Origin of the sequence: Zoogloea sp. 1C4 (genome assembly GCF_009469605.1) — a bacterium.
GTDB classification, from domain to species: Bacteria; Pseudomonadota; Gammaproteobacteria; order Burkholderiales; family Rhodocyclaceae; genus Zoogloea; species Zoogloea oryzae.
Map to the genome: position 1 here is coordinate 14,546 of NZ_SSXU01000012.1, position 11,769 is coordinate 26,314.

At 67.4% G+C, this 11,769-nt stretch carries 13 protein-coding genes; 7 read left to right on the forward strand and 6 right to left on the reverse strand.

Annotated features, from left to right (window positions below; all coding sequences use genetic code 11):
• The 4 genes from GH681_RS14705 to pyrE all read right to left on the reverse strand — a co-directional run bounded on the left by GH681_RS14705 (nucleotide 1) and on the right by pyrE (nucleotide 3,134).
• Complete coding sequence (locus GH681_RS14705) at nucleotides 1-729, reverse strand: response regulator transcription factor (protein WP_228111918.1); 729 nt, start codon at nucleotides 727-729, stop codon at nucleotides 1-3.
• Nucleotides 730-815: 86 nt separating this feature from the next.
• Nucleotides 816-1,457, reverse strand: a complete 642-nt coding sequence (locus GH681_RS14710; RefSeq protein WP_153162219.1) for an MBL fold metallo-hydrolase — start codon at nucleotides 1,455-1,457, stop codon at nucleotides 816-818.
• 392 nt (nucleotides 1,458-1,849) lie between these two features.
• Complete coding sequence (locus GH681_RS14715; RefSeq protein ID WP_153162221.1) at nucleotides 1,850-2,482, reverse strand: hypothetical protein; 633 nt, start codon at nucleotides 2,480-2,482, stop codon at nucleotides 1,850-1,852.
• 4 nt (nucleotides 2,483-2,486) lie between these two features.
• Nucleotides 2,487-3,134 (reverse strand): orotate phosphoribosyltransferase, encoded by a 648-nt coding sequence (pyrE, locus tag GH681_RS14720; protein WP_153162222.1) that lies wholly within the window; start codon nucleotides 3,132-3,134, stop codon nucleotides 2,487-2,489.
• Between the two features lie 33 nt (nucleotides 3,135-3,167).
• Here pyrE and GH681_RS14725 point away from each other — a divergent pair, with 33 nt between their 5' ends.
• From GH681_RS14725 to GH681_RS14745, 5 genes are all read left to right on the forward strand, one after another.
• Nucleotides 3,168-3,956, forward strand: coding sequence for an exodeoxyribonuclease III (locus tag GH681_RS14725; protein ID WP_153162223.1), 789 nt, complete (start codon nucleotides 3,168-3,170; stop codon nucleotides 3,954-3,956).
• 249 nt (nucleotides 3,957-4,205) lie between these two features.
• Nucleotides 4,206-4,514, forward strand: coding sequence for a YqjD family protein (locus GH681_RS14730; protein WP_153162224.1), 309 nt, complete (start codon nucleotides 4,206-4,208; stop codon nucleotides 4,512-4,514).
• 12 nt (nucleotides 4,515-4,526) lie between these two features.
• Nucleotides 4,527-4,910, forward strand: a complete 384-nt coding sequence (locus tag GH681_RS14735) for a phage holin family protein (RefSeq protein WP_153162226.1) — start codon at nucleotides 4,527-4,529, stop codon at nucleotides 4,908-4,910.
• Nucleotides 4,907-5,191: a YqjK-like family protein gene (locus GH681_RS14740; protein ID WP_194271248.1), complete on the forward strand. Its 285-nt coding sequence runs from the start codon at nucleotides 4,907-4,909 to the stop codon at nucleotides 5,189-5,191. The genes GH681_RS14735 and GH681_RS14740 overlap by 4 nt, the downstream gene beginning before the upstream one ends.
• A 10-nt stretch (nucleotides 5,192-5,201) precedes the next feature.
• Entirely contained in the window at nucleotides 5,202-5,762 is a 561-nt protein-coding gene (locus GH681_RS14745) for a hypoxanthine-guanine phosphoribosyltransferase (protein WP_153162230.1), read from the forward strand.
• A gap of 24 nt (nucleotides 5,763-5,786) precedes the next feature.
• Here the strand turns inward: GH681_RS14745 and GH681_RS14750 are convergent, their stop codons facing one another.
• Nucleotides 5,787-6,227: a MarR family winged helix-turn-helix transcriptional regulator gene (locus GH681_RS14750; protein ID WP_153162231.1), complete on the reverse strand. Its 441-nt coding sequence runs from the start codon at nucleotides 6,225-6,227 to the stop codon at nucleotides 5,787-5,789.
• Between the two features lie 82 nt (nucleotides 6,228-6,309).
• Between GH681_RS14750 and GH681_RS14755 the strand changes: the two genes are divergently transcribed.
• Complete coding sequence (locus tag GH681_RS14755) at nucleotides 6,310-7,467, forward strand: PLP-dependent aminotransferase family protein (RefSeq protein WP_153162233.1); 1,158 nt, start codon at nucleotides 6,310-6,312, stop codon at nucleotides 7,465-7,467.
• 6 nt (nucleotides 7,468-7,473) lie between these two features.
• Here GH681_RS14755 and fumC read toward each other — a convergent pair whose 3' ends face one another.
• Entirely contained in the window at nucleotides 7,474-8,871 is a 1,398-nt protein-coding gene (gene fumC, locus GH681_RS14760; RefSeq protein ID WP_153162235.1) for a class II fumarate hydratase, read from the reverse strand.
• A 144-nt stretch (nucleotides 8,872-9,015) separates the two neighbouring features.
• Here fumC and acnA point away from each other — a divergent pair, with 144 nt between their 5' ends.
• Nucleotides 9,016-11,718: an aconitate hydratase AcnA gene (gene acnA / locus GH681_RS14765; protein WP_153162237.1), complete on the forward strand. Its 2,703-nt coding sequence runs from the start codon at nucleotides 9,016-9,018 to the stop codon at nucleotides 11,716-11,718.
• The last annotated feature ends 51 nt before the right edge of the window (nucleotides 11,719-11,769 follow it).

The following is an 11,769-nucleotide window of genomic DNA, read 5'->3' on the forward strand; positions in this document are numbered from 1 at the left end:
TCAGGCCGGCGAAAGCACTGCCGTGCCAAGAGAAGGCGACTCGGACGGGTCGATGCGCTCCAGCCGGTAACCGAAGTTATAGGTCGGAGTCAGACGGAAGCCGTTTTCCGGACGCAGGTTGAGCTTGCTGCGGACACGGCTGATGTGGGTATCGACCGTCCGGGTCGCCAGGTCGGGGTTACGGCCCCAGACGGCTTCCAGCAGGTGACCACGGGACAGCAGACGGCCCAGGTTGCGGAACAGGAAGGCCGCCAGCTCGAACTCCTTGTCGGTCATCTCGACGGGCACCCCATCGACCGTCAGCATCTTGCGGGCCAGGTCGAAGTTGTACGGCGCCACCACCAGACTCTGGTTATTGGTGCGCGGCTGCGAGCGGCGCATCACCGCCTCGATCCGCGACAGCAGCTCGATCCGGCGCGGTGGCTTGATCAGATAATCGTCGGCCCCGGCGCTGAAGGCATTGGCGATATCCTCCTCCGCATCGCGGGAGGTGATGAAGATCGCCGGCGTATCGTTGCCGCGCTCCACGCGCAGCCAGCGCAGCACCTGCTCGCCGGTGAGATCGGGCAGCACCCAGTCCACCAGGAACAGGTCAAAACTTTCACGGCTCGCTACGCGCATCAATTCGCGAGCCAATCCGAAACCATGCACATCGTGCCCGGCTTCCCTCAGCCAGCCCGTCAGGACTTCCATCTGGGCCGGATCATCTTCGAGAATAGCGAATCGCACGCTGGTCTACCTTTTTCGAGAAATTAAGCACGCCCACCCACAACCACGCGCCAGACTCCTTTGGCAGCAATTCACGCGAACGGAGTTCATGCGTAGTCACCCACATAAGGATTGCTTTCGCGCTCCTCGCCAAAATCCGACATCGGACCGTGACCGGGAATGAAAGCCACATCCTTGCCCAACGGCCAGAGCTTGTGACGGATGGAATTCACGAGCGTGGCATGATTTCCACGGGGGAAATCGGTACGGCCGATGGAACCGGCAAAAAGCACATCACCCACCACCGCCAGGCGTGCAGCGGTGCTGAAGAAGACGACGTGCCCGGGTGTATGACCCGGACAATGCAGCACATCCAGGGTTTCCTCGCCAATGCTGACGGTGTCACCATCGACCAGCCAGCGGTCGGGCGTGAAGGCCTCGACCTGCGGAAAGCCGAACATCTTGCTCTGCTGGGGCAGGGCGTCGATCCAGAAGCTGTCTTCACGCTCCGGACCTTCGATCGGCACATTGAGGCGACGGGCCAGCTCGGCCGTCCCGCCAGCATGATCGATATGGCCGTGGGTAAGAAGAATCTTCTCCACCGTCAGGCCGAGCGCTCCAATGGCTTCCGTGATGCGGTCCACATCACCCCCCGGATCCACCACCGCCGCGCGGCGCGAAGCATCACACCACAGCAGCGAGCAATTCTGTTCAAACGGAGTGACGGGGACGATCTTGTATCGAAGCATGTTTATTTTCTGGAATCGGAAAGGAGACGAAAGGACGTATGACTACGTATCTGAATCCACCGTTCGGTCCCGGCTTTCTGGATGTCCTGCATGCTTCAAAGTTTATCATGCACCAAATCGGCGACCATTCACGTTCTCGCCTCCCCGACCCAGAATGAGCGCACCTGACACGCTTGTTTTCATTCAAGGACGATTTGATGGAATGCAAATGTCAGAAAGCCTTGCGCGGATACAACGGCGAAATACATTTGGCAAAACCGGGGAAATGCTTGCCAACAAAGGCGATCCCGGATTTCATTCCACGAAGCAAATTGCACCCTTAATTGACAGGGAAATATGCGCGATGAAAAGGCGGGCTCCCGGCGCCGCCCCGGGAAGGGAGGAAAAATGTTTCAGCGGGGCGGCGGAGTGCTGCCGCGGGGATCGGTCAGCGCGATGTAACGGATGCGGTCCTGCTCGTAGCGCGTGCGGATCGCCTCGACCTCGCGCTTCTTCGCTTCGATCACCGACCCCTGGGCGGCCAGCTCGCTGTCGGACTCGCGCAGGGCCGCCGCGAGGGGCGACGGCATCGGGCGCCTGGCGTAGAACTCGGCCTCGCGGTTGAGGCTTTCACGCTTCTTGAGCAACTGGGCCTGCCGCGCCTCGGCACGCTTGAGCTCCTGGTCGACGCCTTCCAGTGCGCGGTCGCGGCGGGTTTCGATGTCGGCCACGCTGGAGTAGGTCTCGAGCAACGACTGGTTGCGTCGCTGCTCGGCGCGCAGCCGGGCCTGCTCCAGGCGCCGGGCGCGGTCTTCGGCCTCGCGGCGGGCGAGCTGTTCGGGCGTCAGGGGCGGCTCGACGAGACGCCGCACCGTGCCCTGGGGGCTCATCTCGCGGTAGCCCTTGCCGTAGCACTGCATCGGCAGCACGTCGCCGCACACCTGGTGGCCGTTGTCCATGCAGCAGAACACCGTCCCCTTCGTGGGCGTCTGCGCCCACGCGGGCAGCGCGGTCCAGAGGGCGAGGAGAAGGGCGCGTCGAACCATTGGATCAGGCTTCCGCGGCCACACCATAAGTTGCCCGGTAGCGCTGTACGGCTTCCAGGTTGGCCGCCAGGGCGGGGCTGTCGTGGAGGTAGGCGATGAGATCGGTCAGGGTTGCCACCGCCAGCACCGGGATGCCGTAGGTGTCGCGCACTTCCTGCACCGCCGACAGGCTGCCGGTGCCGCGCTCCATGCGGTCGAGGGCGATCACCACCGCCGACGGCGTGGCGCCGTGGGCGCGGATGATCTCGACGGATTCGCGCACCGAGGTGCCCGCGGAGATCACGTCGTCGAGGATGGCCACGCGGCCGGCCAGGGGTGCGCCGACCAGGGTGCCGCCTTCGCCGTGGTCCTTGGCTTCCTTGCGGTTGAAGCAGAAGGGCAGGCTGTGGCCGCGTTCGGCAAGCCGCATGGCCGTGCCGGCCACCAGCGGGATGCCCTTGTAGGCCGGCCCGAAGAGCATGTCGCAGGGCAGATCGGCCGCCACCAGGGTACGCGCGTAGAAATCACACAGCTGACCGAAGGACGCGCCGTCGTTGAACAGGCCCGCATTGAAGAAATAGGGCGACAGCCGCCCCGCCTTGGTGACGAACTCACCAAATCGCAGAACACCCTTGTCGCAGGCGAGCTGAATGAAATCGCGGCTAAAATTCACTTCGTTTCCAAAAATCGGACCAAGTTACACAAAATGTTACGCGTCGTGACCGTCAACCTCAACGGCATCCGTTCGGCCAGCGTGAAAGGGTTCCTGCCCTGGCTGGCACTTCAGAACGCGGATGTCGTGTGCCTGCAGGAGCTCAAGGCACAGATCGGCGACCTGACGCCGGAGATGATCAACCCCGGTTCGCTGACCGGCTATTTTCATTGCGCTGCAAAAAAAGGCTACAGCGGCGTGGGAATTTACACCCGAAAGCCGCCCGACCGCATCATTGAAGGCATCGGCAATGAAGAATTCGACGCCGAGGGGCGTTATCTTCAGGCCGATTTTGGCTCGCTGTCCGTCGTTTCCCTATATTTGCCCTCTGGTTCCAGTTCTGACGAGCGCCAAATTGCAAAATTCCGTTTCATGAACCTGTTCATCCACCGCATGGCCGAATTGCGCGCCAGCGGCCAGGACGTGATCGTCTGCGGCGACTGGAATATTGCCCACCAGGCCATCGACCTGAAGAACTGGCGCTCCAACCAGAAGAACTCCGGCTTCCTGCCCGAAGAACGCGCCTGGCTCGGCCGGCTTTTCGACGAGCAGGGCTGGATCGACACCTATCGCCGGCTCCACCCCGAAGCCACCGACGCCTGCTACACGTGGTGGTCGAACCGCGGCCAGGCCTGGGCCAAGAACGTCGGCTGGCGGCTCGACTACCAGATCGCCACCCCCGAACTCGGCCAACGCGCCCGGCACGCCGCTGTATACAAGGACCAGCGCTTCAGCGATCACGCGCCCCTCACCGTCGATTACGACTACCCCTTCGGCGAATGACGACGCGCTTTCCCTTTTCGGCCGAGGCGATGTCTTTATTCAATAGAATTAATTTATAAAACATCGCAAGATGCCTGATGCGTGGCGCGGTCCGGCACGCATCAGCGCCCGCCGCGGCGTGCACCATCGTTGTTTGCCTTCGGGAACGATTGGGATTAGCCTTGGTCAGGATCACATGGCCACCGAAAGCAGCACCCCGGTCAGCCCAACCGTCTTCCCTTGCCTCAGTAAAAAAACCAGGAGAACACCATGAGCGAAGCACAAGTCACCAAGGAAAAACTCGTTTCCGATTTCAAGGCCGTCGTCGCCGACACCGAAGAGCTCCTCAAGCTCACCGCCGGCCAGGCCGGTGACAAGGTCGCCGACGTGCGCGCCCGCCTCGGCGAGCGCCTCACCTCCGCCAAGTACAAGTTCCAGGACATCGAAGCCGCCGTCGTCGAGAAGACCAAGGCCGCTGCCCGCGCCACCGACGACTACGTCCACGACAACCCCTGGAAGGCCGTCGGCGTGGCAGCCGGCGTGGGCTTCCTGCTGGGTCTGCTGGTCAACCGCCGCTAAGCGCGACATCGCATGAGCGATCCCGCGCCCACGCGCCTTGGCGAATCCCTGAAGGGGTTCGCCGAATCCGGGCTGGCCACGCTCCAGACCCGGATCGAACTCTTTGCCGTCGAGCTCAAGGAAGAAAAGCTGCGCGCCGGCAGCTTCCTCTTCGATACCGTGCTGGCCGCGCTGTTCATCGGCTTTGGCGTGATCTTCCTGATGGCCTTCCTCACGGTGCTGTTCTGGGATAGCCACCGCCTGCTGGCCCTGGGCCTTGGCACCACCGGGCTGTTCATCGCCGGGGTATGGGCCGCCACCCGTGCCGCCGCCCGGCTGCGTGCCGGCTCCCGGCTGTTCAGCGCGAGCCTGGCCGAGATCGCCCACGACCGGGAAGCCCTGCGACGCAAAGAATGAGCCCCGAACTCGTCGAACTGGCGCTGCGCAAGCAGCGCCTGCAGATCCGCAGTGCCGACCAGCGGGCGGCGATGATCCATCACGCCCAGGGTTTTGCGCCCGTCTTCCGTGGCGTCGACAAGGTCGTCGATGGTGTCCTGTGGGCCCGCAACAACGCCCCCATCCTGTCCGGCATCGGCATCTTCGTGCTGGTCGCCCGGCCCCGGGCAGCCATCCGCTGGCTCAGGCGTGGCTGGATGGGCTGGCAGCTCGTCCGCCGGGCACGCAACCTCGTTTCCTGAGATCCACCCCATGAAGCCCGTCGACCTCGACGAAATCCGCCGCGTCCGCGAGGAGGCCGACTGCCTGTGCGACGCCACCGAAGTGGACGCCGCCCTGACGCGCCTCGCCTCCGACATCACCGCCCGCCTGCACGACAAGAACCCGCTGGTCTACACCGTGATGAACGGCGGGCTGGTGCTGGCCGGCCGGCTGCTGCCGCGCCTGCCGTTTCCCCTCGAAGTGGGTTATCTCCACGCCACCCGCTACGGCCATGCGCTGCACGGCACGCTGCTCGACTGGCTGGTGAGCCCCACCCACGACCTCTGCGAACGCACGGTGCTGGTGCTCGACGACATCCTCGACGAGGGCCACACCCTTGCCGCGATCATCGACTTCCTCAAGGCCGAAGGCGCGCGGGAAGTCTTCTCCGCGGTGCTCGTCCACAAGAACCACGAGCGCAAGGCCTGGCCGGCGATGCGCGCCGATTTCACCGGGCTCGAAGTGGCCGATCGCTTCCTGTTCGGCAGCGGCATGGACTACAAGGGCTACTGGCGCAACGCCCCCGGCATCTACGCCCTCAAGGGGCACTGAGCCCCACCCCCGCGACACCCCGAATCAGGCCTCCGGCGGCACCGCCAGGGCCTGCATCACCTGCTTCCAGGCCAGCTCCGTGTCCGCGCCCAACTGGGCAAACACCTTCTCCAGCATTTCCACCTGGGTACCGGTGAGCGCAGCCTCCAACTGCCCGCCCTTGTCGGTCAGGTGCAGCCGGCGCACCCGCTTGTCCGACGCATCGGCGGCGCTGCCCACCAGCCCGGCCTCGGCCACCTGACGCAGCGGCCCGTTGAGCGCCTGCTTGCTCACCCCCAGCACGCCCTGCAGCTCGGTCACGGTGATGCCCGGCTGGCGCGCCACGAAATACAGCACCCGGTGATGCACGCGGCCCAGGCCCCAGGCTTCCAGCAGGCGATCCGGCGGCGCGGTAAAGGCCCGATAACCAAAGAAGAACAGCTCGATGGCCTCGCGCAGCTCGGCCTGACGATTTAGGTCAACCATATTGACATTTCTCGGCGAGAGGATCAGGATTAATAGGTCAATATACTTGACCAATTCTACCCCATCGTCTCTGGAGAAAGCCATGCCTTCCCGCACCGCCGACCGCCTTCCGCTCTCCCTCTCCGCCCGCGTGCACGACCTGCACCCGTCGCCGATCCGGGAGATCCTGGAAGTCGTAGGGCGGCCCGGCATGATCTCCTTCGCCGGCGGGCTGCCCGCCGCGGAGACCTTCCCCGACTTCGGCCTCACCGCGCCGGATTCGGCCCTGCAATACGGCCCGTCCGAAGGCGACCCGGCGCTGCGCGAGCGCATCGCGCTGGAACTCGCCGCCCTCGGCCTCGACGCCACGCCGGACCGCGTGCTGGTGCTCTCCGGCTCCCAGCAAGGCATCGACCTGGTGGGCAAGCTGTTCGTCGACGCCGGCACCCCGGTCGCCGTCGAATCGCCCACCTACCTCGCCGCGCTGCAGGTGTTCCGCTTCTTCGGCGCACGCTTCCTGCCCTTCGCGCCCGAAACGGTGAGCGCCGGTTTCTTCCGCGACCACCGCCCGGCCCTCGCCTACGCCATCCCCACCTTCCAGAACCCCACCGGCCGCTGCTACACCGCCGCCGAGCGGGCCGCGCTGGCCGAAGCGTGCATGGAATCCGGCGTGCCCCTGTTCGAGGACGACCCCTACCGCGATCTGGTGTTCGACGCCTGCGACCGCCGCCCGGTGTGCGCCGGCATCGAAGGCAGCCCGTGGATCTACCAGGGTTCGTTCTCCAAGAGCCTCGCCCCGGGCCTGCGGCTGGGTTTCCTGGCGGCGTCGCCCGAGCTGTTCACCCCGCTGGTGCGCCTCAAGCAGGCCGCCGACCTGCACAGCAACCGACTCAGCCAGTGGCTGGTGCTGCAGCAGCTCGAAGCCGCCGGACGCCCGGCGCGGCTTGCCCGGCTGGCGGATTTCTACCGGGCCAAGCGCGACGCCTTCGACGCCGCCCTGCGCCGCCACTTCGGCGCCCTGGCCGACTGGCAGACGCCCGCCGGCGGGCTGTTCTTCTGGCTGCAGCTCAAGCGCCCGGTGGACACCCGCCTGCTGCTGCCGGCCGCCATCCAGCGCGGCGTCGCCTTCATGCCCGGCGAGGCCTTCTACGCCAGCGACGCCGCCCTCGGCACCCTGCGCCTCAACTTCAGCCACGCGGCCGAAGACGAGATGGACACCGGCCTCGCGAAGCTCGCCGAGCTGGTCGCCAACGCCCCCTGAGCCGCCTCAAGCCTCCGGGCCGGTCATCGCCTCGGCCCGCACCCAGGCGTCGAACTCCTCGCCGGTCACGTCGCCCAGCGCCAGCGCCGCCTCGCGCAGGGTGAGGCCGGCGTGGTGGGCGTGCTTGGCGATGGCCGCGGCGCGGTCGTAGCCGATGTGCGGGCTCAGCGCCGTCACCAGCATCAGCGAGCGCGACACCAGCTCCGCCACCCGCGGCCGATTCACCTCGATGCCCCGGGCGCAGTGGGCGTCGAAGCTGGCCATCGCATCGGCCAGCAGGCGCACGCTCGCCAGGAAGTTGTGAGCGATCAGCGGCTTGAAGACGTTCAGCTCGAAGTTGCCCGACGCCCCGCCCACGGTGATCGCCACATCGTTGCCGAACACCTGGCAGCACACCATCGTCAGCGCCTCGCACTGGGTCGGGTTCACCTTGCCGGGCATGATCGAGCTGCCCGGCTCGTTCTCCGGGATCACCAGCTCGCCCAGCCCCGAACGCGGACCCGAGGCCAGCCAGCGCACGTCGTTGGCGATCTTCATCAGCGCCACGGCCAGGGTCTTGAGCGCCCCGTGGGCCGCCACCAGCCCGTCGTTGGCGGCCAGCGCGGCAAACTTGTTGGGCGCGCTGCGCAGGGGCAGGCCGCAGCGCACGGCCAGCTCGGCCGCCACCCGCTCGCCAAAGCCCGGCGGCGCGTTGAGCCCGGTGCCCACCGCGGTACCGCCGATGGCCAGCTCCTCCAGCGCCGACAGGCTCGCCTCGATGCTCCGGGCGGCGTGATCCAGCTGGGCCACCCAGCCCGACATCTCCTGCCCGACGGTGAGCGGCGTGGCGTCCTGCAGATGGGTGCGGCCGATCTTCACGATGTCGGCAAACTCCGCCGCCTTGGCCGCCAGCGTCGCCGCCAGGGCCCGCAGCGCCGGCTGCAGCGTGCCGCTCACGGTGGTCACCGCCGCCACGTGCATCGCGGTGGGAAACACGTCGTTGGACGACTGGCCGAGATTCACGTGGTCGTTGGGGTGGATCAGCCGCCCCATGCCCCGCTCACCGCCGAGGATCTCGGAGGCCCGGTTGGCCAGCACCTCGTTCACGTTCATGTTGGTCTGGGTGCCCGATCCGGTCTGCCACACCGACAGCGGAAAGGCCTCGGGGTGATCGCCGGCGAGCACCTCGTCGGCGGCAGCGATGATGGCCGCAGCCTTGTCGGCCGGCAGCAGGCCCAGCTCGCCATTGACCCGGGCGCAGGCGCGCTTGACCTCGGCCAGCGCGCGGATCAGCGGCACCGGCATGCGTTCGGTGGAGATCGCGAAGTGATGCAGGGAGCGCTGGGTCTGGGCGCCCCACAGGGCGTCGGCGGCCACCTCGATGGGGCCGAAGGCGTCGGTTTCGGTGCGGGTCGGGCGCGGCATGACAATCTCCCGGTTGGACGAACGATGCCGGATGGCAGGGGTCATACCTGAGTGTAGTTCCATACCACCTCCCGCGCCCTGTCGGGCCGTGCCGGCGTTCCCACCGCCCCGCAGTCCGGGCGGCGGCGTCACCAGGAGAACGCCATGTCCGCCAACCCCTTTCATACCCTGAACCGCTTCTTCCTCGCCGCCGGCCGCAGCGGCCGCTTCCATTCGCTGCCCGCCCTGGCCGACGCCGGCTTTCCGCGCCTGGGACGCCTGCCGGTGTCGCTGCGGATCATCCTCGAATCCCTGTTGCGCAACCTCGACGGCCGGCGCATCACCGAGGCCGACGTGCGCCGGCTGGCCAGCTGGCAGCCCCGGGCCGAACGCACCGACGAGATCCCCTTCGTGGTCGCCCGCATCGTGCTGCAGGATTTCACCGGCGTGCCGCTGCTGTGCGATCTGGCTGCCATGCGCGACGTGGCCCGGCGCTTCGGCAAGAACCCGCGGGTGGTCGAACCGCGGGTGCCGGTCGACCTGGTGGTGGACCACTCGGTCCAGGTGGATCACTACCGCGAAGGCGACGCCCTCGACCTCAACATGCGCCTCGAATTCGGCCGCAACGCCGAGCGCTACCGCTTCATCAAGTGGGGCATGCAGGCCTTCGACACCTTCCGCGTGGTGCCGCCGGGCATCGGCATCGTGCACCAGGTGAATCTCGAATACCTGGCCCGCGGGGTGATCCACGACGACGACCTGTACTACCCCGACACCCTGGTGGGCACCGACTCCCACACCACCATGATCAACGCCCTCGGGGTGGTGGGCTGGGGCGTGGGCGGCATCGAGGCGGAGGCCGGCATGCTCGGCCAGCCGGTGTACATCCTCACCCCGGACGTGGTCGGCGTGCATCTGGCCGGCCGGCTGCGCGAAGGCGTCACCGCCACCGATCTGGTGCTGGCCGTCACCGAGATGCTGCGCAAAGCCCGGGTAGTCGGCAAGTTCGTCGAGTTCTTCGGCGACGGCGCGGCCTCCCTCACCCTGCCGGACCGGGCCACCCTCGCCAACATGGCGCCAGAGTACGGCGCGACGATGGGCTTCTTCCCGCCCGATGAAGTCACCGCCGCCTACCTCGCCGCCACCGGGCGCAGCGACGAGGAGGTGGACACCTTCGTGCGCTACTACCAGGCCCAGGGCCTGTTCGGCATGCCGCGCACCGGCGAGATCGACTACAGCGCCCAGCTCGAACTGGACCTCGCCAGCGTCGTGCCCAGCGTCGCCGGCCCCGGCCGGCCCCAGGACCGCATCGCCCTGCCGGCCCTCAAGAATCGCTTCGCCCAGCTGCTGGCAGCGCCGGCCGGGGAGGGCGGCTACGGCAAGCCAGCCGATCACGGCGACGCCGCAGCCCCCCTTGCCGACGGCACCCGCCTCACCCATGGCGACGTGCTGATCGCCGCCATCACCTCGTGCACCAACACCTCCAACCCCGGCGTGATGCTCGCCGCCGGTCTGCTTGCCCAGAAGGCGGTGGCCCGCGGGCTGCGGGTCGCGCCCCACATCAAGACCTCCCTCGCCCCCGGCTCGCGGGTGGTCACCGACTACCTCGGCAAAGCCGGCCTCATCGAGCCGCTGGAAGCCCTGGGTTTTCGCGTGGTGGCCTACGGCTGCACCACCTGCATCGGCAACGCCGGTCCGCTGGCGCCCGAGCTCGAAGGCGTGGTCACCGGCCACGATCTGATCTGCGCCTCGGTGCTGTCGGGCAACCGCAACTTCGAGGCCCGCATCCACCCGGCCATCAAGGCCAACTTCCTGATGAGCCCGCCGCTGGTGGTGGCCTTCGCCCTGGCCGGACGGGTCGGCATCGACCTGGACACCGAGCCCCTCGGCACCGGCAGCGACGGCCGGCCGGTGTTCCTGCGCGACATCTGGCCCAGCCAGGAAGAGGTGGGCGCCGCCATCGCCAGCGCCACCCGGCCCGAAACCTACCGCCGCCTGTACGCCGACTTCGCCACCGGCAACCCCCTGTGGAACGCCATCGCCACCAGCACCGGCCACAGCTACGGCTGGGACACCTCCACCTACATCGCCGAGCCGCCCTTCTTTGACGACTTCGGGATGACCCCCGCGCCCATCCCGTCGATCCGCGGCGCCCGGGCGCTGGCGATCTTCGGCGATTCGGTGACCACCGACCACATCAGCCCGGCCGGCTCGATCAAGGCCAGCTCCCCCGCCGGGCGCTGGCTGCAGGCCCATGGCGTCACCCCCGACGAGTTCAACAGCTACGGCTCGCGCCGCGGCCACCACGAGGTGATGATGCGCGGCACCTTCGCCAACGTGCGCATCCGCAACCTCATGCTGCCGCCCGACCAGGACGGCCGGCCGGTGGAAGGCGGGCTGACCCTCGCCCAGCCCGGCGGCGCCCTCAAGACGATCTTCGACGCGGCGATGGATTACGTGGCCGCCGGCACCCCCACCGTGATCTTCGCCGGCGACGAATACGGCACCGGCTCCAGCCGCGACTGGGCCGCCAAGGGCACCCGGCTGCTCGGCGTGAAGGCCGTGGTGGCGAAGAGCTTCGAGCGCATCCACCGCTCCAACCTGGTGGGCATGGGCGTGCTGCCCCTGCAGTTTGCCGCCGGCAGCGACGCCACCAGCCTGGGCATCCGCGGCGACGAGGTGTTCGACCTGTCGGGCCTGGAGGCCGGCATCGCCCCCCGCCAGAGCGTGACCCTGAAGATCCGCCGCCCCGACGGCGCCACCCGAGAAATCCCCCTCCTGCTGCGCATCGACACCCCGGTGGAGGTGGATTACTACCGCAACGGCGGCATCCTGCCCTACGTGCTGCGCAGCCTGCTGGAAAACTGACCTCCGCCCCCTGCCGGACGTGCCGTGGTCATATGTGGGCCACCGCACGTA

Bases quoted from the DNA above. Each gene is read 5' to 3' on its own strand.
- GH681_RS14710 (WP_153162219.1), bottom strand. From the start codon at position 1,457: ATGCTTCGATACAAGATCGTCCCCGTCACTCCGTTTGAACAGAATTGC.
- GH681_RS14715 (WP_153162221.1), bottom strand. From the start codon at position 2,482: ATGGTTCGACGCGCCCTTCTCCTCGCCCTCTGGACCGCGCTGCCCGCG.
- GH681_RS14725 (WP_153162223.1), top strand. From the start codon at position 3,168: ATGTTACGCGTCGTGACCGTCAACCTCAACGGCATCCGTTCGGCCAGC.
- GH681_RS14730 (WP_153162224.1), top strand. From the start codon at position 4,206: ATGAGCGAAGCACAAGTCACCAAGGAAAAACTCGTTTCCGATTTCAAG.
- GH681_RS14735 (WP_153162226.1), top strand. From the start codon at position 4,527: ATGAGCGATCCCGCGCCCACGCGCCTTGGCGAATCCCTGAAGGGGTTC.
- GH681_RS14740 (WP_194271248.1), top strand. From the start codon at position 4,907: ATGAGCCCCGAACTCGTCGAACTGGCGCTGCGCAAGCAGCGCCTGCAG.
- GH681_RS14745 (WP_153162230.1), top strand. From the start codon at position 5,202: ATGAAGCCCGTCGACCTCGACGAAATCCGCCGCGTCCGCGAGGAGGCC.
- GH681_RS14750 (WP_153162231.1), bottom strand. From the start codon at position 6,227: ATGGTTGACCTAAATCGTCAGGCCGAGCTGCGCGAGGCCATCGAGCTG.
- GH681_RS14755 (WP_153162233.1), top strand. From the start codon at position 6,310: ATGCCTTCCCGCACCGCCGACCGCCTTCCGCTCTCCCTCTCCGCCCGC.
- fumC (WP_153162235.1), bottom strand. From the start codon at position 8,871: ATGCCGCGCCCGACCCGCACCGAAACCGACGCCTTCGGCCCCATCGAG.
- acnA (WP_153162237.1), top strand. From the start codon at position 9,016: ATGTCCGCCAACCCCTTTCATACCCTGAACCGCTTCTTCCTCGCCGCC.